The organism is Actinomyces sp. oral taxon 897 (assembly GCF_002999235.1).
GTDB lineage: Bacteria > Actinomycetota > Actinomycetes > Actinomycetales > Actinomycetaceae > Actinomyces.
The window spans coordinates 2,009,036-2,029,293 of record NZ_CP027236.1 but is presented as its reverse complement, the minus strand read 5'-3'; the positions used below and the strand labels follow the sequence as shown (position 1 = coordinate 2,029,293).

The window sequence follows — 20,258 nt, the reverse complement described above, 5'->3', positions numbered from 1 at the left end:
TCGCCTGGCGACGCTGACACGCGTCCTGTCCGCCTGGCTCGTCCCCGGAGAATCACGTGAAGACCCTTGTCGTTATCCCGACCTACAACGAGGTCGAGTCCCTGCCGGGCGCCCTGGACCGGGTGCGCCAGCACGCGCCCGCCGCACACGTCCTGGTCGTGGACGACTCCTCCCCGGACGGAACCGGTGCCCTGGCTGACGAGCGCGCCTCGCGCGACGACCACGTCCACGTCCTGCACCGCAGGCAGAAGAACGGCCTGGGACCGGCCTACCTGGCGGGCTTCGACTGGGGCCTGAGGGCCGGCTACGAGCTCCTGGTGGAGATGGACGCCGACGGCTCCCACCGCGCCGAGGACCTGGTCCTGCTCATCCAGCGCGCCGAGATGGCCGACGCCCCGGACCTGGTCATCGGCTCACGCTGGGTGGCCGGCGGGGCTACCCAGGGCTGGAGTGCCCGGCGTGTGGCCCTGTCCCGCGCCGGGAACCTCTACGTCAACGTGGTACTGGGCACACGTGTCAGGGACGCCACCGCGGGCTTCCGGGTCTACCGCGCCGACCTCCTGCGACGCCTGGACCGGAGCCAGGTACGGGCCCTGGGATACGGCTTCCAGGTCAATATGACCAAGGTCGTGGAGGACATGGGAGGCCGGATCGTCGAGATGCCCATCACCTTCGTGGAGCGCCAGGCCGGTCAGTCCAAGCTGAGCGGGGGCATCTTCACCGAGGAGCTGGCCCTGGTCACGCGGTGGGGGCTGGCCCGGCGCGCCCACCAGGTCGCCGCCGCGGCCCGGCGCGCGTCCTCCCGCCTGCGTCGTGGCCGGGGGTGAGCGGCGTGGCAGCCCCGAAGCCCCCCTCACAGGACGACGGCGGGGGCACGAGCCTGCGCGCCGTCGCCCAGCAGCTCAAGCACCGCCTCCACACGGCTCGGGTGCGCCTGGCCGCCCGGCGCCTGGCCAGCGCCCACGACCGCGTCGCCCGTAGGGCCCAGGCGGTCCCCTACGTGTGGGACCGGGACCGCTACGACGCCGGGATCGGCCACGCCGCCGACTCCAACTCCTCGACCTTCGTGGTCAACCACCTCTTCTGGTCCCTGCCCCAGGCGCGCGACGCCGTGCCCGCGCTTCAGGCCCCCAAGGTGCTCTGGGCCCTGTGGACCGGGGACAACCCCGTCACCCCCAGGCGCCGGAAGAGCCTGGACGCCCTGGCCGCGGACAACCCCGACCTGGAGATCAGGGTGGTCACCCCCGCCAATATCCAGGAGCACGTCGTCGCCGACCACCCGCTCCACCCGGCCTACGAGCGGCTGTCGTACATGCACCGCTCGGACTACCTGCGCGCCTACCTCATGCTGCACCACGGAGGGGTCTACTGCGATATCAAGCAGTACACGCGGCCCCTGTCGGTCCTGGTCGACCAGCTCAACGCCGACCCGGACCTGTGGGCCTGCGGGGCGGCGGAGAGGGCCCCCGAGCACACCGGGCCCGCCTTCGGGCCGCTCGGGCAGGACCAGCGGCGCTACTTCCGCCAGGAGCTCTCCCAGTTCTGCTTCGCCTTCAAGGCCCGCACCCCCCTGGCCGTGGAGTGGGTCGCCGAGGTCGAACGGCGCCTGTCCTACTTCCAGGACCTGCTGGAGCTGCAGGAGACCAGCCAGCCCTACGGCACGAACCCCGACTACCCCGTGCCCTGGAGCGCCCTCATGGCCTTTGTCTCCACCCCCCTGAGCCTGAAGTACCACGACCACGTCCGCGCCGACCCCACCGTCCAGATCGACTGGCAGCCAGGAGGGTACCGGTGAGGCCGCGCCCGCCCCGAACCACCGACCGCCCAGGAGGAACCATGAGCAGCACCACCATGCTGTACGTCCAGCCGCAGGGCCACGGCTGGGGCCCCGTCAACACCATGGTGCGCCTGGCCGCGCGCCTGCTGGAGGCCGACCTCATGGTCGTCCCCGACACGCCGCTGGGCCAGGCCGCCAAGCTGCGCCTCCTGCTGCCCCGGATACGGGGACGAGACACGCTCCTGGTGGTCGCCGCCGTCCCCGAGCACCTCAACGCCGTCCTGTGCGTGCCCGGGCTGCGCCACCGCTTCGGGACCGTGGCCGGGTGGGTCATTGACTGCTGGTGGACGGACCGGGTCCCCGTCGCGGTGACACGCGGGCGGCTCTACGACCGCCTCCTGGTCACCGAGAAGGGTGTGGTCCCCCACTGGCAGCAGGCCAGCGGGCTGCCGGTGACCTGGCTCCCGCTGGGCACGGACGCGCTCGCGGCGTGGCGGCGCCGCGTCGTCAAGGACGACTCCGGTCCCCGGGGCACCGACCCTGTGGGCGTCCCCGCGGACGGCTCCTGGGACGGGGGCCGTCCGGTGGACCTCCAGCGCATGGGACGCCAGGCCCCCGCCTGGGACGACGACGCCGCCCTGGCCCGCTGCGCCGCCGACCACGGGCTGGTCATGGGCGCCCGCCCGCCCTTTGGCGCCACCGCGGCGGCCTCCTACCGCAACGTCCTGGACTCCTACCGCCGGGCCAAGGTCGTCCTGGCCTTCACCAACCTGGTCTCACCGGCCGAGTACACCCACCCCACCCGCGAGTACGTCACCTCCCGGTGGCTGGACGCCCTGGCCGGCGGTGCCCTGGTGGCGGGGCGGCGTCCCCGTGAGGAGGGCAGCGACGAGCTGCTGTGGGAGGGGGCCACCGTGGACCTGCCGGTTGACGACCTTGAGGCGGGTATGGTCCAGCTGGCGCTGCGTCTGGCCGACTGGTCGCCCAGGGAGGCGCTCGCCCTCCAGGTCGAGGCCCTGCGCCGCCTGGACTGGCGCCTGCGCCTGCGCGTACTCGCCACGGAGCTGGGCCTGGAGTGCCCCGCCCTTGCGCGCTCCGAGCACCACCTGGCCGCCGCCCGGCAGGAGGCGGAGCGTGAGCTGACCGCTGCCGGTCAGGAGATGGAGCGTAAGGTGATTGCCGCCTTGGAGAGGTCGGAGCGTGAGCTAATCGCCGTCCTGCAGGAGGCTGAGCCTGAGCTGGACGCCGAGCCGGAGGGGGAGCGTGAGTCGGCGGCCGCCCGGCAGGGGGCGGGGCCTGAGCTGGCTGCCACCCAGTCGGAGGCTGAGCTGGACGCCGAGCCGGAGGCTGCTGAGCCGGAGGAGGAGCAGTGAGCACCCTGCCCCGCCTGTGCCTGGTCTCGGGTGCTGACCGGATCCGCTACCGCTCCCACGTCAACCAGGCGGTCTACGCCCAGGAGCACGGGTACGACTACCGGTTCGACCTGGGGGTCAACCTCGGCGGCCTGCGCAGCCACTTCGACATTAAGCTACGGGTGCTCCAGCGCCTCGGACCGCTCTACGAGTGGGTGATGTGGATCGACGACGACTGCTGGTTCACCGACTTCCGCCCGGGGATCCTGGAGGCGGTGCTGGAGGAGGCCACGGAGCGCGACGCCGACATTGTCATCGCCCGGGGTGCCCGCGAGCCGCGGGGGTTCTCCAGCTTCCTCAACTCCGGCGTCATCCTCCTGCGCCGCAGCCAGGCTGCCACCAGCCTCCTGGAGGGGGTGCTCACCGAGCCCATTGACGACGTCGAGCGCTGGTGGGATGAGGAGCGCCTGGGTATCTTCACCCACGGCGACCAGGACCAGATCGTCAAGGTCCTCCACGACCGGGACCTGCTGGGGCGTACCTGGCTCACCGCCCCCCAGCGCCTCAACTCCCGCACCCACCTGTACACCGCCTCCGCCCAGGACGCCCTGGTCTGCCACTTCGCCGGCCACTACGACCGGGAGCTCTCCGTGGCCTACTTCGCCCGGGACTACCACCTCTCCCCGGACCTGCTGCCCTGGGAGGTGGCCAGGAGGTACGGCATAACCACCCGGCCCATGAGCCCCGCGGAGATCCGCCTGCGCCAGGAGCGACGTGACCTGCGCGGACGCCTCAAGCCCTACCTCAAGCCCCTGCGCGACCGGCTCCGCGAGGTCAGGCGCCGCTGACGCCGTCGGCGTGCCCCGGGTCAGCGGGCCGGGGGCGCCGGCCCGGAGCGCGGTGACGGTGCCGTCGGGGTAGACGACCAGGCAGCGGACCGGGTGCGCCGGCCTGGAGGGGTGACGCCGTCGGCGTGCCCCAGGTCAGCGGGCCGCGTCCCCCGCTGGGCGGCGGAGCCCCAGTGACCAGGGGGCGAGCCACCTCACCGGGACCGCCACCGCGTGGCACACCCCGACCGTCACCAGGGCGACGCCGAGCGCCCACAGGCTGGAGGGGACCGGCCAGGCCTCTGCGCCGACGCGCCCCAGGACCATCTGGAGGGCGATGACCACGAACTTGTGCAGGCACAGGATAATGAGGCTGTCGCGGCCCACACGCTCCAGCCACCGCCCCCAGGGACGTGGCAGGGACCGGGCCAGGAGCACCAGGCCCCCGCTGCCCGTGAGCGCGCCCAGGAGGAAGAGGGGGTAGCTCTCCCCGTAGGCCTTGGTGACGTAGTCAACGGGGGACTGGCTGAAGGCGATGAGGGCCGTGGCCGCCCAGCAGGCGGTCCCGGCGGCGGCCTCCAGCCAGGGGGGCGTGGACGGGTGGGACCGGCGCCTGGGGACGTCGGGTAGGGCAGGTGCCCTGTGGCTGGTGGAGGCCTGGCCGCGGCCCGGGGCACGCCTGGACGCCGGTGCGGCGCGGCGCTCGCCTACCTCCCCCGCCAGAGCGGGTGGGGCCAGGACCTCCGCGGCCGGGTCGCCGACGCGCGCCTCCCCCGTCGGGGCCAACGCCCCCGTGCGGGTGGATCCCCTGGTGCGTGTGGCTTCCCTGGTGCGCGTGGATCCCCCGGTGCGCCCGGCCGCGGCACCCAGCAGAGGCCCGCGCAACCACGCCCCGATAAGGAAGAAGGGCATGAGCACCACGACCCGTTCCAGCGACCAGGGCAGGGCCGGGGTGGTGCGGGCGACCGTCCACCAGGACAGGCCCACTGAGGCCAGGATCCACACCGGCAGGGGCACCCGGGCCAGCTCCACCCCCAGGCGCTCCACCCCGGTGGCCAGCAGGTAGGCCACCGTAATGGCCGGGAGGAACCACAGGGGCTTGTTCCAGTCCATGAGGTGCTCGGAGGGGTTGGCCCACACGATCCCCCACAGGTCCTGTGACAGCGAGGTCGGCCCCCGGCGGTGCAGGATCTGGGCCGCCAGGCCCCCCACGACGTCGAACAGCACCACGCTCACCAGCGCCCAGGTGAGGTAGGGCACCAGGATGGTGCGTACACGGCCCCGCAGCCACGCGGTCAGGGAGCGTCCTCGGGTGCGGTGGACCAGCCCGGACAGGAGGAAGAAGGCGGGGACGTGGAAGGCGTAGATAAAGGTGAAGGCCGTGGGGTGCCCGTCCCAGGGCAGGTAGGCGTGGCCGATGACGATCATGAGCATGGCGGCGCCCCGGGCGACGTCGATCCACGGCACCCGTCCTCCGACGCGCTCGGGGCCGGCGTGCCGCGGCTGGCTCATCCCTGGTCTCCCGGGTCCGTGCCGCGGGTGCGCAGCACCGGTCTGGGCAGGATCCCGCGCAGGCCGTTCCAGGCCAGGTTCACCATGTGCGCGGCCACCTCCTCCTTGCTCAGCCTGCGGTTCTCCAGCCACCACTGGGAGGGCAGGGCCACGATCCCCACGAGCATCTGGGCGTACAGGGGCGCGGTGCGGGGGTCGAGCTGGTGGGCCTTGAAGTGGGTGGCGAGTATGCCCGAGACCTGCACCGCCAGGTCCGCCAGCAGCGTGGAGTAGGTGCCGCTGGAGCGGTCGTTCTCACTGGAGAGGATGCGGAAGCCCTCGGTGTGGTCCTCGATGTAGGTCAGCAGGGCCAGGGCGGCGTGCTCCAGGATGACCGACGGGGAGGCGTCGGACTCCAGGGCGCCGGTGATGGCGGCGTAGATGCAGGTCAGCTCACGGTCCACAATGACGGCGTAGAGCCCTTCCTTGCCTCCGAAGTGCTCGTAGACCACCGGCTTGGAGACCTTGGCCCGGGAGGCGACCTCCTCGATGCTGGTGGCGTCAAAGCCCTTCTCCGCGAAGAGCCCCCGTGCCACGGCAATGAGCTGCTCGCGCCGCTCTCCCGCGCTCATCCTGGTCCGCTTGCTCGCCATGGGAACCATTGTGCCGTCCTACGGCGTCCTTCAGCCGACCGGGGGCACCGGCGTCGCGGCCTGTCTGCGCACCCGGCTGCCCGCAGCGTGGTTCACCGGGACGTACGCTGCCAGCCCCCGGGACCCGGCCCAGGAGTGGCGCAATGGCGCGGACGTACCTTAGCCGCGGGGGACGTACGGGCAGCTGGACCAGGAGCGTGGTCTTGTCCGCGGACGTACCTCAGTCGCAGGAGACGTATCTTTAGGGTACGTCCCCCACAACTAAGGTACGTCCCCTATAACTAAGGTACGTCCCCCGCGGCTAAGGTACGTTCCCTATAACTAAGGTACGTCCCACATGTTCGCGCGCCGCAGGAGGTGTTAGGACTGCTTGTAGCGGTAGACGTTCGTCTCGCGCAGTTCGAAGCCCGCCCGGCGGTAGAGACGGTTGGCGGCCTCACGGCTGGGACGGCTGGTGAGGTCCACGGTACGGGCGCCAATACTCGTGGCGTGGGCGACGGCGGCCTCCACCAGGGCCTGCCCGGCGCCCCGGCCGCGGGCCTGGCCGTCCACGACCACGTCCTCGACCCAGGCGCGCAGGCCCGTGGGGATGGTGAAGGTCGCCAGGGTGAGCATGCCCAGGATCGGCGCGGCGGCCCCGGCAGCAGTCCCGGCCCCCTGGGCACTCGGGCCGGCCTGGCTGGCGGCCCCTGTCGGTGCGTCGGCGTCGGGCCTGAAGACGAAGAGGAAGACGCCGGGCTGGGCCACCAGGTCCGCGCACTGCTGCGCGGTCAGGGCCGGGGCGGTGCGGGAGAGCTGCGGGATGAGGCGCTCCATTGCCTCGACGAGCTCGGGGGTGGAGGAGGTGACCAGCTCAACGCTCATGACGTGCCTTTCGGATGGGGACGAACGCACCTACTGTTCCACATCCCCGCCCCGGCCGGTGGGGCGGAGGCGCGGGCGTGGCGCCCGAGGGCCAGACCACATGCGCGGCGTCCAGGATCCCGCAGGTCTCGACGCGGGGGAGTGCGCCTGCCGGTCGGGCTACCCCGGTGCCCCTAGGTGGCGGGGTCCGTACGAGGCCGTGGTCACCCGTGAGATGCCCGAGCAGCCGGTGCCCCTAGGCGGCGGGGTCCATAATGGCGGCCTGGACCAGGGTGGTCCCGGTGGCCAGGTCGCGCAGGCGCAGCACGTAGGGGTGGTCCACGACGAAGTCAATGGGCTTGCTCTGGTCGGGGGCGGCCCCGGCCGTGAGGCCCACCTCCGTCAGGGCGGCGGCGACGGTGCCCTCCTCGTCCACCAGGAGGCGCACCTGCTGGACCACCTGGCTAATGGACAGCCCGAGGGCGATCCCGTCCAGGCTGGAGGTGTCCAGGCCCAGCGCCTTGAGCATCTCCAGGAGCTCGACGGGCCCGGAGGTCAGGTCGAGCTTGGGCAGGACGATCCTGACCTCGTTCTGGTCCGAGCCTGCCGCGGCCTGGTCCAGGGCGGCGGAGGCCTGGGCCCAGGTGGCGGGGGGCAGGTCGGCGGGACTGGTGCCCTGGTTGGGCAGGACGACGTCCATGGCCAGGCCCTGCCCGTCGAGCTCCCCGCCCTGGTAGCCCAGGCGTACGGCGGCCCAGCCCTGGCCGTAGGCGTAGGGGATAATGCGGGTGCCGTGCATGAACTTGGTCTGGGTGGTGGAGCCGTCGGCCCGGGTGAAGGTGCCCTCCCTGGTGTCCTCGGCCTTGAAGGGCGTGTCCCACTGGGCGGCGAAGAGCAGGGCGTTCTGGAGGACCAGGGCGGTGTCGCTGGTGACCTGGACGCCGGTCTTCTTGATCAGCCCGGCGGTGTTCTTGTCGGCCCACTTACTGAGGTTGTCCGCCAGGTCGCCTAGGGGGACCTTCTCGATCTGGGCGGAGAACCAGCGCAGGACGGTGTCCAGGTAGGTCTGGCTGACGGTAAGGTCCTTACGGTCGACCACGACCACGTGGTTGGCCACGTGCACCAGGGGCGTCTCAGGGGGCTTGCCGGGGTCGAAGCCGTCCAGGGAGCGGTCGTTGCGGTTCAGGGCGGTCTGGACGGCCGACCAGGTCTGGTCGCGTTCCTGACCGCTGACTCCCAGGAGCTTGTCGTAGCCCTGGGTGGTGGCGTCCGTGGCGCCGTCGGCCACCAGGGCCAGCGCCAGGGCCAGGCTGAGCGGGGAGGCCAGGGCGTTGGTGCCGGGGCTCTGGGTCAGCAGGTGGTTCAGGAGCTGCGCCCCCAGCTCGTCGCAGGCGGTCACGGCGTCGGCCAGGGAGGTGCGTACACTGTCCAGGGACACGGTCTCACGGGTGACCGTGGAGGTCAGGGGCGTGCCCGTGGCCGAGGAGGAGCACGAGGCGAGGAGGGCGCTCGCCGTCGGGGCCAGCGCGGCCAGGGCCAGGAGGGAACGACGACTCGGCTGGCGTGTGTGCGGACTCATACTAAGAGGCTATCAGGAGACTGGTGTCACTGGTACGTACCACCCCGGGCCTGCCCTCCCCGTTCTTCCCCTCCCGCCCCCTTCCGCGAGAACGGTACTTATTCGTCGTGAGAACGGTACTTGTTTGTCGTGAGAACGGTACTTATTGCTCGTGAGAACGGGGGCGCGGGACCAACCTGGGTGTGTCAGGAGGTGGTGGGGTCCATGACGGCGGCCTGGACCAGGGTGGTCCCGGTGGCCAGGTCACGCAGGCGCAGCACGTAGGGGCGGTTGACGATGAAGTTGGTGGGATCGTCCTGGACAGGCGCGCACCCATCCATGATTGCCGCCTCCGTCAGGGCCGCGGCGACGGTGCCCTCCTCGTCCAGGATCAGGCGTGTCTGCTGAACGACCTGGCTGAGGTAGAGCCCCGGGGCGATCCCCTCCAGGCCAAAGGTGTCCAGGCCCAGGTCGTGGAGCAGGCCCAGCAGGTCGGTAGGCCCGGAGACCAGGTCCAGCACGGGCAGGGCGATCCTGACCCTGCGGTAGTCCGGGCCCTTCATCCCCGGCCCGGCCACCTCCGCCCGACCTGGACTCGTGGCCTGGTCCAGCCCAGCCACCTCCACCCGACCCACCTCAACTGCCCGGTCCAGCCCAGCTGCCCGGTCCAGGGCGGCGGAGGCCTGGGCCCAGGTGGCAGGGGGCAGGTCGGCGGGGCTGGTCCGCCGTCGGGGCAGGACGACGTCCATGGCCAGGCCCTGCCCACGGGGCCACCCTCCGCCCTGCCCGTCCTGGTAGTCCAGGCGTACGGCGGCCCAGTCCCGGCCGCGGGCGTAGGGGATGGTGCGGGTGTCGTTCATGAACTGTGCCCGGGTGGTGGAGCCGTCGGCCCGGGTGAAGGTGTCCTCCGCGGTGCCCTCGGCATTGAAGGGCGTGCTCCAGCGGGCGGCGAAGAGCAGGGCGTTCTGGAGGACCAGGGCGGTGTCGCCGGTGACCTCGATGCCGGTCTTCTTGATCAGCCCGGCCGTGTGCTCCTGGGCCCAGGCGCTGAGGTTGGCTGCCAGGTCGCCTACGGGGACCTTCTCGACCTGGGCGGAGAACCAGCGCAGGACGGTGTCCAGGTAGGCCTGGCTGACCGCCACCTCCTCACGGTCGACCACGACCACGTGGTTGGCCACGTGCACCAGGGGCGTCTCAGGGGGCTTGCCGGGGTCGAAGCCGTCCAGGGAGCGGTCGTAGCGTCCCAGGGCGGTCTGGACGGCCGACCAGGCCCGGTCTCGGTCCCGCCCTCCTGCTCCCAGGAGGCGGTCGTAGCCCTGGGTGGCGGCGTCCGTGGCGCCGTCGGCCACCAGGGCCAGCGCCAGGGCCAGGCCCAGGGGACAGACCAGGATGTTGGTCCCAGGAGCCTCGGCCATGAGGTGGCCCAGGAGCTGAGCCCCCAGATCGTCGCAGGCGGCCACGACGTCGGCCAGGGAGGTGCGTACGCTGTCCAGGGACACGGTCTCACGCGCCACAGCAGAGGTCAGGGGCACCCCTGGTGCTGACGGCAGACGCGGGCAGGCCTCCACCGAGGGACGGGAACGACGGGGCCGCGTCTTTTTCCAGGTGCCGGGCACCGGGAGCAGACGTGTGCGCAGTCTCATAGCCGGAGGCTACACCCCCACCTGGGCACCCGGAGCTGGCGCGTGGGGGTCTGCCCGCACGTCCTCTCCCGTGACCCCCCACCTGGGCACCCGGAGCTGGCCGACCTCGGCCACGCCCACCGAGGACTCCGTCCCATCCCCGAGAGCGCCGGGAGCTGGCCGGGCCCTCGGTAGGGGCATCGCCCCTGGGCCCCCACCCTTGGGAGCACTGGGAGCTGGCTTTTCGGGGTCTAGTCGCCCACTACCCTGGTTGCCCACCCCTGAGAGCGCCCGGAGCTGGCCCCTGGTGGGCGCCCCAGGCCGAGTTGCACATTCTTTTTACAATCAGCGATCAGTAAACGGCTTAATCACGGGGATTCATCAGGCAGCTCGGGGCCCGGAAACCAGGATGAATGTGCAACGGCGCCCGAGTTGCACATTCATCCTGCCCACCTCCGCCTCCCGGGCCGGGAAACCGTTGGAATGACGCCACTGGCTCGCCACCGGCTCCAGGATGAATGTGCAGGTGCCGGTGACGGACGGCCGAGGAGCGTCGAGTACCCTGTGGGGCAGGCCGAACGTCCCAACTTCGCCAAGGAAGGCAACCATGACCGACGCCGCCTCTGTCACACCCGACCACACCGCCCCAGCCACTCCCGCCCCAGCCACTCCCGCCCCAGCCACTCCCGCACCGGCGGCCCTCACACGGGCCACCCCCACGTCAGCCGCCCCTGCACCTGCTACCCCCGCACCGGCCACCCACGCGCCAGCCGCTCCAGCCACCTCCCTCCCGCCCGTGCCGACCCTCACCGAGGTCCGGCCCGTACCCGCCACCCCGGCCGTGCCCGTCCCCGCGCCGGTCCCCAGCGGGGCGCCCACCGTCCTGCCCGACGAACACACCTACACCGCCGACGAGCTCTTCTTCTCCACCACGGACTCCGCTGGCCGTATCCGTCGCGCCAACGCGATCTTTATGCGCCTGTCCGGCTACCCGCGGGGGGCGCTGGTGGGGCGCGCCCACAACGTGGTGCGTCACCCCGACATGCCCGCCGGGGCCTTCCGCTCCATCTGGGAGGACCTGGAGGCCGGGAACGCCGCCAGCGCCTACATCACCAACCGCTCCTCAGACCGCGGGCGCTACCGGGTCTTCGCCACCATCGTCCCCAGCGGGGACGGCTACCTCTCGGTGCGCACCCTGCCCATGCTCACCGGCCTGCGCGACGCCGTCGAGGCCGCCTACACCCGCGTCCGCGAGGTAGAGGCCGCCTCCGCCGCCTCCGGCTCCACCCGCCGGGAGGTCGCCGCCGCCGGGCAGGCCGCCCTCCTGACCGAGCTGGGTGCCTTGGGCTACCGCGGCACCGTGGACTTCACCCGTCAGACCCTGCCCGCCGAGGTCGCCGCCCTGGTCGCCTCGGGGGTCAATATCCCCCGCCGTCCTGACGCCACCGGGCCGGTCGCCACCATCCTGGCCCAGATGGACGGGATCGAGGAGGGCACCGCGGGGATGGTCTCCCTCCTGGACGTGCTCGCCCGCCTCGTGGGGCTCCTGGGGCGTCGCGCCAGCGCGGTCACCGCCCTGTCCGACCGCCTGGGCCGCTTGCGCGAGAGCCTGCGCGGCGTCGTCGCCGACGTGGAGCGCCTGGCCCCGGGGGAGGCTGACGCCGTCCGTCTGCGCTACCGGCAGGTCGACTCCCTCGTCCTGGAGTGCTTTGAGGAGCTGCGCCCCCTGGCCGGGCAGATCACCGAGCTGCGTGGGGACGTGGACTCCGTCCGCTTCGGCATCGCCCTGACCCGCCTGCACAACCTGGCGGCAGGGTTCTTCGCCCTCCAGATCCTGGACGGGCAGGACGCGCTGGAGGAGAACGACGCGGTGGGCTCCCTGGCGGAGCTCGTCTCGGCCCTGTCCGACGGCGCCGCCAGCCTGACCGACCGGCTCGCCCTGCTCGATGCCCGCCGCGAGCTGGTCGGGGGTGACCTCGACGCCGTCGCACAGGCCCTGACTGCCACCCACGCCCCGCTGCTGGACCTCCTGGAGACGGCCGCGCGGGCCGGTGCCGGGAGGTGCCAGAGCGTGGACGCCGCTCGGGCCCTGCTCGGTGACGGCTTCCCCGAGGCGCTCGACCTGGCCGACCTGGCCGGTGCCGTGCGCGACCTGGCGGTCCCCTACGAGGCCGAGGATCTCCGGGAGAGGCTGCGCCAGGTACGCGAGGCGCTGGCCGAGCTCTGAGGGCGTCCCAGCCCCTCCCCGCGAGAACGGTACTTATTGCTCGCGAGAACGGTACTTATTGCTCGCGAGAACGGTACTTGTTCAGGGCTCCCGTCTCACTCGCCCTGGGCCGCGTGGATACCTGGGTGGGCCGGGGTACGGCCGTGGGTGGGTCAGCACTCACCCCGGACTGCCTGAATATCTGTTAAGTGTTGGTGATGACTACTTGGGTGAGTAAATACCTACTGATCATCTATACATATATGGCAACCTATCAGGTACTGCTCTGGACTGTATTTTGATCTGTGTTAAGGCCGCTAAGACCCTGACCAGCTGCTGCCTCGGGCCGTGTGGCTGTGCCTTCTGGGGCTGAGGGAGGGGCCGTTCGGGCCAGATGTCGGTGTCAGTGCGTGGCCGCGCCTTTGGGGGCCGAGGTGGTCCCGCCCGGCTCAGGCCACCCGGCTCAGGCTGCCCGGCTCAGGCCGCTTAGCCCTCAGGCTGCCCGGCTCTCAGGCCACGGGACCGCCCGGCGCGGCCACCACCGCTCCCGGACCGGCCCAGCTCGACCAGGACCTCGGCGTGGCCGGTGTGGGGGAACATGTCGAACAACCGTGCCTGTCTCACCCGCAGCGAGGGCATGGCCGCCAGGTCGCTGACCAGGGAGGACGGGTTGCAGGAGGAGTAGAGGACCCGCCCCACCCCGCTGGCCTCGATACGCTGCGCCAGGTCGGGCCCGATCCCGCGCCGGGGAGGGTTGACCACGAGCAGGTCCGGCACGCTCCCGGACCTCGGGTCCAGGACCCGGGCGTCACCGGCCTCGAACCACACCCGTCGCGGGTCCAGGCCCATGAGGCGGGCGGAGGCCTGGGCCCCGTGGATGGCCGACGCCGAGAGCTCCACGCCGCGTACCTGCGCGCCGTGCAGGGCCGGGTGCGAGGCCAGCGCCAGGGCGAAACCGCCGACTCCGCAGAAGAGGTCCCACAGGCGCAGGGGGACGGCGCCCCGCTCGCTGCTGGCACCAGCCCGCCCGGCACCGGTTCGCCCACCGGCCCACCCGGCACCAGCCCGTCCGGCGTCGGCCCACCCGGCGTCGGCCCGCCGCCTCGATGCCCACTGGGCCGCCCACTGACGGGCGGTGGCGTAGAGCTCCTCGGCCACGGCGGTGTTCGTCTGGAAGAAGGAGCGGGTGGGCAGCAGCAGGGGCAGCACCGTCTCCTCTGCCTTCCTGCCCTCCGGCCGTCCGGGAACGTCCTGCGCCGGTAGGAGCAGGTCCATCTGGAGGCGGTCGGACATCCCCTCCGCCAGCCCCAGGAGGATCTCCTCCTCACCCTCCAGCACGGCCTGGCGGACCGGCTGGATATTGGCGCTCATGACCTCAAGCTGCGGCAGGGCCCGGCGGATCCGCGACAGCGCCCGACGCAGCGTCCCCACGTGCCGATGGGAGCGCAGGACCCAGCGGACCATGAGCGCCCCCGTCGGCGAGGCGGTCAGGAGGAGGTACTTCAGCTCCCCCCGGTCGGCCGCAATGTGGTAGGGCTCCAGGCCGAGCCCGGTAACGAGCTGGCCCAGGACCGGCAGCGACTCCTGGATCGCGTCCACGTGGAGCGGGCAGCCGCGCAGGTCCAGACTGCCCCCGAAGCGGTCGGCCAGCCCCAGGACGGGGGCGGACACGCTCCCGGAGACCGCCATCTTGGCCTTGTTGCGGAAACCGGTCGGGGCGCTGCCAGCTGGCGGGAGCCAGGTGTCACGAGCGACCGGGGCGGGCCCGTCGGCCAGGAGGCCGGCCACCTGCGCCTGCTTGGCGGCCAGCTGCTCGGGGAGGGGACGCGCCAGGTCCGGGCAGGAGCGGCACGCCCCGGCGTCGTGCAGGGAGCAGGCCGTCCGTGAAGGCGCCCGTCGAGAGGGGGCCGAGCGGGCACGGCCCGCCGTCGGGCGTGGTGGGCGTCCCATGCGTCTCCTGTCTTCCTGGGCTGTGTGCCGGTTGTGCGAGGCTGCCGACGGCGTCCGGCGCGGGGCCGGACACGCCCCTCGCCGAATCTTATGTAATAAATATCACTTATATGTCTGTAGGGGCGGACGCCGCCGCGACCGCCCCAACCGACCCAGAAAACCCCGGCCGAACCCAGGCCCCAGAGCGGTGGCCCGGAGGTGCTTCGCAGACGACCTGGACGGCAGTATCCTGCTGTGTGATTGTGGAGAGGCTGTCCTTCTTGGTGGAGTCGTCCGGTGTGTTCCGGGATTTATGGATCATTTTATGCGGGTGTGATATTTCTATATTATTGTAGCGAGGGTTTCTAACCTTTGCGGTCGATCCGGGTCGAGGCGATGGATACATGCCTGTGTCCAGTGGGTACGCGCTTGCACCCGCCGGAGAATATGACGAGGCCCGCGTCCGAGGTCTACCTCGGCCCGCGGGCCTTCGTCGTCGAGGGGCTCGCTCCCGGGTTCCCATTCCTGGGGGAGCTCCCTCCTTCGCCAGAACGCTCCGTGCGGGCTCCCTTGGACCCGTACAGTGCTCGGTCAGGGTAGGTCGTCGGGTTCCCCAACCCTCGCGACCCGTTCCGTCCGGCGGCAAGAACAATACAACGCCTCCTGCCTGTGAGAAGACCCTATATATGCCTGGGAAGCTGCTGGGAGATGGGGGGTGAATGGGCTCGTTCGGCGGGTGACCAGGTACTGAGCGCGCCTCCTGCCTGTGAAAGGCGGCAGACTGGGGCCATGAGTGAGCCCATTATCACACTGTCTGACCCCTCCGCCGTGCCCGACGACGCCCGGACGGGCCCGGCTGCGGCCGACGGCCCGGTCGTCCTGCCGCGCACGGGCATCGGGACGGACGTCCACGCCTTCGCCGCGCCGGACTCGGGGACACCCCTGCGCCTAGCGTGCCTCGAGTGGCCCGGTGAGGTGGGGCTGTCGGGGCACTCCGACGGCGACGTGGTGGCCCACGCCTGCGCCGACGCCCTCTTCTCAGCCGCCGGGCTGGGGGACCTGGGGAGCAACTTCGGCACCTCCGAGCCCGCCTGGAGGGGGGCTGCCGGAGCGGTCCTCCTGGCCGAGGCGGCACGACGGGTGCGCGAGGCCGGCTTTGAGATCGGCAATGTCGCGGTCCAGCTCGTGGGCGAGCGGCCCCGGGTGTCCGGCCGCGCCGCCGAGGCCGGTGCGGCCCTGAGCCGGGCGGTGGGCGCCCCGGTGTCCTTCTCCGCCACCACCACCGACCACCTCGGGTTCCTGGGGCGCGGGGAGGGGCTCCTGGCGGTCGCCACCGCCCTGGTCTACCCGGGATAGGCGGCCCCCGCACCCGCCAGGTCGGCCCTCGCCCTCAGCGCCCTCCTGGCCGCCGTCGGCGGCGGCCCCCGCACCCGCCCCGGGACCGGGGGGCGCATGGACGTGGGCCGCGCCCTGACCTAGCGCCCCCGCACCTGCCCCGGGACCGGGCCGCGGGGGGCGGGTATGTTTGGGCCGTGAGTGATCTCCAGCCTGGCATGCCGTCCCTGCGCCTGTACGACTCGGCCGCCCGCGCCGTCGTCCCCCTGGCGCCCACCGTCACGCCCGGAACGGTCACGATCTACCTGTGTGGTGCCACCGTCCAGGGCTCCCCGCACATTGGGCACATGCGCAGCGCCATCGCCTTTGACGTGCTGCGCCGCTGGCTGGAGCGCTGCGGCCAGGAGGTGCGCCTCATCCGCAACGTCACCGACATTGACGACAAGATCCTGGCCAGGTCCGCGGCGGCCGAGCCCCCCGTGCCCTGGTGGGCCTGGGCCCAGCGCCACGAGCGCGAGTTCGACGCCGCCTACCGGGCGCTCGGCGTGGCCCCGCCCACCTACGAGCCGCGCGCCACCGGGCACGTCCCGGAGATGATCGACCTGGTGCGGCGCCTGCTCGACGCCGGCCACGCCTACATCGGCGAGCGCGGCAACGTCTACTTCTCGGTGGCCTCCCTGCCCGACTACGGCTCGCTGACCAACCAGCGCCTGGAGGACCTGGCCACCACCGAGGACGAGTCCCAGATAGACGACGACGTCGAGGCCGACAAGCGGGACCCGCGCGACTTCGCCCTGTGGAAGACCGCCAAGCCCACCGAGCCGGCCGACGCCGCCTGGGACTCCCCCTGGGGGCGGGGCCGGCCCGGCTGGCACCTGGAGTGCTCGGCCATGTCCCGCCGCTACCTGGGTGACGAGTTCGACATCCACGGCGGGGGCATCGACCTGCGTTTCCCCCACCACGAGAACGAGCAGGCCCAGTCTCACGGCGCCGGCTGGGGGTTCGCCCGCCACTGGGTCCACAACGCCTGGGTGACCGTCAAGGGCGAGAAGATGAGCAAGTCGCTGGGCAACTCCCTGATCGTGGCTGAGCTGCTGAGGACCTACGACGCCGCCGTGCTGCGCCTGGCCCTGGGCACCGTCCACCACCGCTCCACCGTGGAGTTCTCCGAGGAGACCCTCGCCGACGCCTCGGCCCTGTGGAGGCGCCTGTCCTCGGCGGTCGTGCGGGCCCTGGACTACGACGGCACGCATGCTGTTGACGTCCCGGCCGCCGCCCTGCGCGAGCGCCCGCTGCCAGGGGCCTTTACCGCGGCCATGGACGAGGACCTGGGCCTCGCCGGGGCCATGGCGGAGGTCCACGCCGCCCTCAAGCGGCTCAACACGGCCTTCACCCCGGGGGACGACGCGGCCAGGCCCCTGACCAGGGACGAGCTGGAGGCTCTGGGCACGCAGCGCACGGAGGTCACCACCGTGGGCGACCTGGTGCGTGAGCGGGCCCTGGACCTGCGCTCCATGCTCGACGTCCTGGGCCTGGACCCCCTGTCCGCCCCCTGGCGCGACACCGTCCTGGGCCCGGGCTCCCGGCAGGGGCAGGACGCCGCGCTCAAGGCCCTGGGCCAGCTCGTCCAGCACGACCTGGACGAGCGTGCCCAGGCTCGTGCCGCCAAGGACTGGGCCCGGGCCGACGCCCTGCGCAGCAGGCTCGCGGCTGCTGGCGTCGTGGTGGAGGACTCGCCCGCCGGGGCCCGCTGGCACCTGGCCTGAGGCCCCGGCGCCCCGGGGCGTCACCAACCAGCCACGACAAGGAGATCAGCAATGCCAGGAAACGACCGCCCGCACGGTGCCCGACGCAGGCCCGGGAGCAAGAAGGGCCCTACCAAGGGCTCGGGAGGCAACCGTCGCCAGGGCCTGGAGGGCAAGGGCCCCACCCCGCGTGCCGAGGACCGCGTGGGTCACCCCAAGGCCCGGGCGAGGGCCCGCGCCGAGGCCCGTGCCGCCCAGCCCACACGGGCCAGGCAGCTGGAGAAGATCAGGCGCCGCTTCGGCGTGCCCGAGGGCCACGAGATCGTCTGCGGACGCAACGCCGTCGCCGAGGCCGCCCGCGCCGGTGTGCCCATCTCCCGGGTCTTTATGGCCGTGTCCGCCGAGTCCGACGACCGCCTGGGGGCGGTGGTGCGTCGCGCCGTCCTCGTGGGGGCCCCTGTCCTGGAGACCACCAGGCTGGACCTGGAGGCGCTGACCGAGGGCGCCGCCCACCAGGGCGTGGCCATTGAGATCCCCGCCTACGAGTACACCGACGCCGACCTGCTGCTGGAGCGTGCCCGGGCCCTGGGGCACACCCCGCTGCTCGTGGCCCTGGACCAGGTCACCGACCCCCACAACCTGGGGGCCGTGCTGCGCAGCGCCGGGGCCTTCGGGGCCGACGGCGTCATTATCCCCGAGCGGCGCAGCGCCGGGGTGAGCGCGACGGCGTGGAAGGTCTCCGCCGGGGCCGCCGCCCGCGTGCGCGTGGCCCGTGAGACCAACCTGGTACGCACCCTGGAGCGTCTCAAGAAGGAGGGCTGCTTCGTGGTCGGGCTCGACGGCGGGGGTGAGACCCTCGTGGAGGAGCTCACCCTGGCCGACGCCCCGCTGGTGGTGGTCACCGGGGCGGAGGGGACGGGCCTGTCCCGCCTGGTGCGTCAGACCTGCGACGTCATTGCCTCCATCCCCATTGCGACCAGGGTGGAGTCCCTCAACGCGGCCGTGGCCACGGGTATCGCCCTGTACGAGGTGGACCGCCTGCGCCGGGCCGCGCAGGCCGGAAGCTAGTGGCCCGCCCTGGGGCCGAGTTGCACATTCTTTTTACATTCGGCGATCATAAAACGGCATGATCACGCGGGTTCGCCTGACGGTGCGGGTGCCGGAGACAGTGATGAATGTGCAACAGCGACCGAGTTGCACATTCATTCTGCTCCCGACCTCCGCTCAGGGGCGTAGAACGTTGGAATCACGCCAGTGCCCTGCCAGCGCCCCCGGGATGAATGTGCGACTTCGCTCGGGGCCGCACTGGCGTGAGCCAGCCTCAGCCCGGGACCGCTCCTGACAGGACCCCGGCGCTGGCGGGCTTCGCGGTACTGGCCCGGTGCCGGCGCGCATGGTACCGGCAGCCTCCCAGCACCAACGGGCTCCTGTTACCGGCCGTAAGTGGTCGCCCCAGACCTGCGCCAGCAGCCTGGCGGAGGAGGTGGGCTCCCGGCGTCGGCCCCCTGAAGACGGCGCTCGGGGCGCGTGGGCTGCCGAAGTGGCGTAGAACCTGACACAATAGGCCCAGTTACCTGACAGACAGGAGGGCGTGCATGTCCGCCACCGAGGCCAACCAGCGCTGGAACCGTACTGAGGGTGTTCTCATTGCACCCGGGACCACCTCCGAGGAGGTCGCGGCCGTCCTGGACCAGGAGCGGGTCCTCGCCCGCCTGGAGTGGTATCCGGCTACGGAGCACCTCCTGTCCCTGACGCTCCTGACCGACGCCGAGGGCCGGGTGGCCGTCACCCCGCCCGCGCGTGGTGGTGTCGTCGCGGGCCTGGGGGTCTCCGAGCTGACGGAACGCCTGGCCCGGCACTTCCACGCCGACGCCGTCATCGGCCCCGCCTCCTTCCACGACCTGCCGCGTGAGGCCACCCACGACGCCGTCCGGGAGCCTGACCCGGCCACCCTGCGCGCCGTGGTCGTCTCCCCGCTGAGCGCCTACACCGTCCCCCTGCAGTCCACGCTCCTGGAGCGGCCCCTGGCGGTGGTCAGCCTGCCCGCCCTGGACCGGCGCGTGGTCATGTACACCGGTGAGGGACTGGACCTGGGTGCCCTGGGCTGGGACGAGGAGTCCCTGCCGGCCCTGGTCCTGGAGTCCCAGGACGGGGACCTGCGGGTGCGCGCCGTGACCACCGGGGACCCGGACGACGACGCCGTCTACTCCTGGGGCATGCGGTCGCGCTACGTCTGGGGCGGCGTCGAGCAGCCCGGACCGGCCCTGCGCGCCCGGGCCGAGGAGTTCCTCGCCGACGTCACCGACGCCTCCGCCATTGCCGCCGCCGTCCCCGGGGCGGACGCCCAGGCGGCGGCCGAGGCCCTGGCCACCCCCGGTGAGGACGGCCTGCGTGCCATGGTGGAGGCCCTGGGCCTGCCCGCCTGGGTCGAGGCCGTGCTCTCCGGGCGCCTGGCCCCCGACGAGGTCCCCGGTGCCGTCGTCCACGAGCCCAGGGGCCTGTCCAACGCGGTGGGCCGCAGCGTGGGCATGATGCTGCGTGACCCGGCGACCCCCGGCTCGGCCTACGTGCGCGGCTACGTGCGTACCGTCACCGAGATGCCCTGGCTGGTGCGCCTGGGTGCCCTGGCCGGGGTCGGGCTCGGTGGCCTGCTCATTAACCGGGCCCTGCGTCGGCGGGCGCGTACGGGCGAGCTCCCCGTGGGCATGGTGGTCGTCGGCTCCCTCATGGTGGTCAACTCCGTGCTGGAGGCGTCCATGGCCTCGGTGACGCGCCACCGTGAGCTGCGTCGGCGGGCCGACGAGGAGATGGCGCTCGTGGCCGAGGAGCTGGGGGCCTGACGCGCCTGTAGGCAGGCCCGAGGGGTCCACGGGGTGGCGGACTGCACAGGAGCAGGCCTGCCCGGGCCCCGGCGTCCCGT

The 20,258-nt window shown here is 72.2% G+C and carries 15 protein-coding genes; 9 read left to right on the top strand and 6 right to left on the bottom strand.

The window, feature by feature from the left end:
• Positions 1–56: 56 nt before the first annotated feature.
• Genes C3V41_RS08185 through C3V41_RS08170 form a run of 4 tightly spaced genes read left to right on the top strand, consistent with a single transcriptional unit; the run spans position 57 to position 3,977 of the window.
• Positions 57–827: a polyprenol monophosphomannose synthase gene (locus C3V41_RS08185; RefSeq protein WP_106109867.1), complete on the top strand. Its 771-nt coding sequence runs from the start codon at positions 57–59 to the stop codon at positions 825–827.
• A gap of 5 nt (positions 828–832) precedes the next feature.
• Entirely contained in the window at positions 833–1,795 is a 963-nt protein-coding gene (locus tag C3V41_RS08180; protein ID WP_106109866.1) for a glycosyltransferase, read from the top strand.
• Positions 1,796–1,836: 41 nt separating this feature from the next.
• Complete coding sequence (locus C3V41_RS08175) at positions 1,837–3,150, top strand: hypothetical protein (RefSeq protein ID WP_106109865.1); 1,314 nt, start codon at positions 1,837–1,839, stop codon at positions 3,148–3,150.
• On the top strand, positions 3,147–3,977 hold the full coding sequence (locus C3V41_RS08170) for a hypothetical protein (protein WP_106109864.1): 831 nt from the start codon (positions 3,147–3,149) through the stop codon (positions 3,975–3,977). The genes C3V41_RS08175 and C3V41_RS08170 overlap by 4 nt, the downstream gene beginning before the upstream one ends.
• Before the next feature lie 135 nt (positions 3,978–4,112).
• Here C3V41_RS08170 and C3V41_RS08165 read toward each other — a convergent pair whose 3' ends face one another.
• The 5 genes from C3V41_RS08165 to C3V41_RS08145 all read right to left on the bottom strand — a co-directional run bounded on the left by C3V41_RS08165 (position 4,113) and on the right by C3V41_RS08145 (position 10,144).
• A complete protein-coding gene (locus tag C3V41_RS08165; protein WP_106109863.1) occupies positions 4,113–5,468 on the bottom strand; it encodes an acyltransferase family protein in 1,356 nt (451 codons plus the stop codon).
• A complete protein-coding gene (locus C3V41_RS08160) occupies positions 5,465–6,100 on the bottom strand; it encodes a TetR/AcrR family transcriptional regulator (RefSeq protein WP_106109862.1) in 636 nt (211 codons plus the stop codon). The genes C3V41_RS08165 and C3V41_RS08160 overlap by 4 nt, the downstream gene beginning before the upstream one ends.
• Positions 6,101–6,460: 360 nt before the next feature.
• A complete protein-coding gene (locus C3V41_RS08155; RefSeq protein WP_106109861.1) occupies positions 6,461–6,964 on the bottom strand; it encodes a GNAT family N-acetyltransferase in 504 nt (167 codons plus the stop codon).
• A gap of 235 nt (positions 6,965–7,199) precedes the next feature.
• The gene (locus C3V41_RS08150; protein WP_106109860.1) at positions 7,200–8,522 is read right to left on the bottom strand and encodes a serpin family protein; all 1,323 of its coding nucleotides are present in this window, start codon (positions 8,520–8,522) and stop codon (positions 7,200–7,202) included.
• A gap of 185 nt (positions 8,523–8,707) precedes the next feature.
• Positions 8,708–10,144, bottom strand: a complete 1,437-nt coding sequence (locus tag C3V41_RS08145; protein ID WP_106109859.1) for a serpin family protein — start codon at positions 10,142–10,144, stop codon at positions 8,708–8,710.
• Positions 10,145–11,006: 862 nt separating this feature from the next.
• Here C3V41_RS08145 and C3V41_RS08140 point away from each other — a divergent pair.
• Positions 11,007–12,350 carry a chemotaxis protein gene (locus tag C3V41_RS08140; protein WP_106110751.1) on the top strand — a complete coding sequence of 448 codons (1,344 nt, stop codon included), beginning with the start codon at positions 11,007–11,009 and terminating at the stop codon, positions 12,348–12,350.
• 465 nt (positions 12,351–12,815) lie between these two features.
• Here C3V41_RS08140 and C3V41_RS08135 read toward each other — a convergent pair whose 3' ends face one another.
• On the bottom strand, positions 12,816–14,279 hold the full coding sequence (locus tag C3V41_RS08135; RefSeq protein WP_106109858.1) for a methyltransferase domain-containing protein: 1,464 nt from the start codon (positions 14,277–14,279) through the stop codon (positions 12,816–12,818).
• Between the two features lie 768 nt (positions 14,280–15,047).
• Here C3V41_RS08135 and ispF point away from each other — a divergent pair.
• The 4 genes from ispF to C3V41_RS08115 all read left to right on the top strand — a co-directional run bounded on the left by ispF (position 15,048) and on the right by C3V41_RS08115 (position 20,178).
• Entirely contained in the window at positions 15,048–15,614 is a 567-nt protein-coding gene (gene ispF, locus C3V41_RS08130) for a 2-C-methyl-D-erythritol 2,4-cyclodiphosphate synthase (protein ID WP_106109857.1), read from the top strand.
• 197 nt (positions 15,615–15,811) lie between these two features.
• Positions 15,812–17,359, top strand: coding sequence for a cysteine--tRNA ligase (gene cysS / locus C3V41_RS08125; protein ID WP_106109856.1), 1,548 nt, complete (start codon positions 15,812–15,814; stop codon positions 17,357–17,359).
• A gap of 51 nt (positions 17,360–17,410) precedes the next feature.
• The gene (gene rlmB / locus C3V41_RS08120) at positions 17,411–18,406 is read left to right on the top strand and encodes a 23S rRNA (guanosine(2251)-2'-O)-methyltransferase RlmB (RefSeq protein ID WP_106109855.1); all 996 of its coding nucleotides are present in this window, start codon (positions 17,411–17,413) and stop codon (positions 18,404–18,406) included.
• 527 nt (positions 18,407–18,933) lie between these two features.
• Positions 18,934–20,178 (top strand): hypothetical protein, encoded by a 1,245-nt coding sequence (locus tag C3V41_RS08115; protein ID WP_106109854.1) that lies wholly within the window; start codon positions 18,934–18,936, stop codon positions 20,176–20,178.
• Positions 20,179–20,258 lie beyond the last annotated feature (80 nt).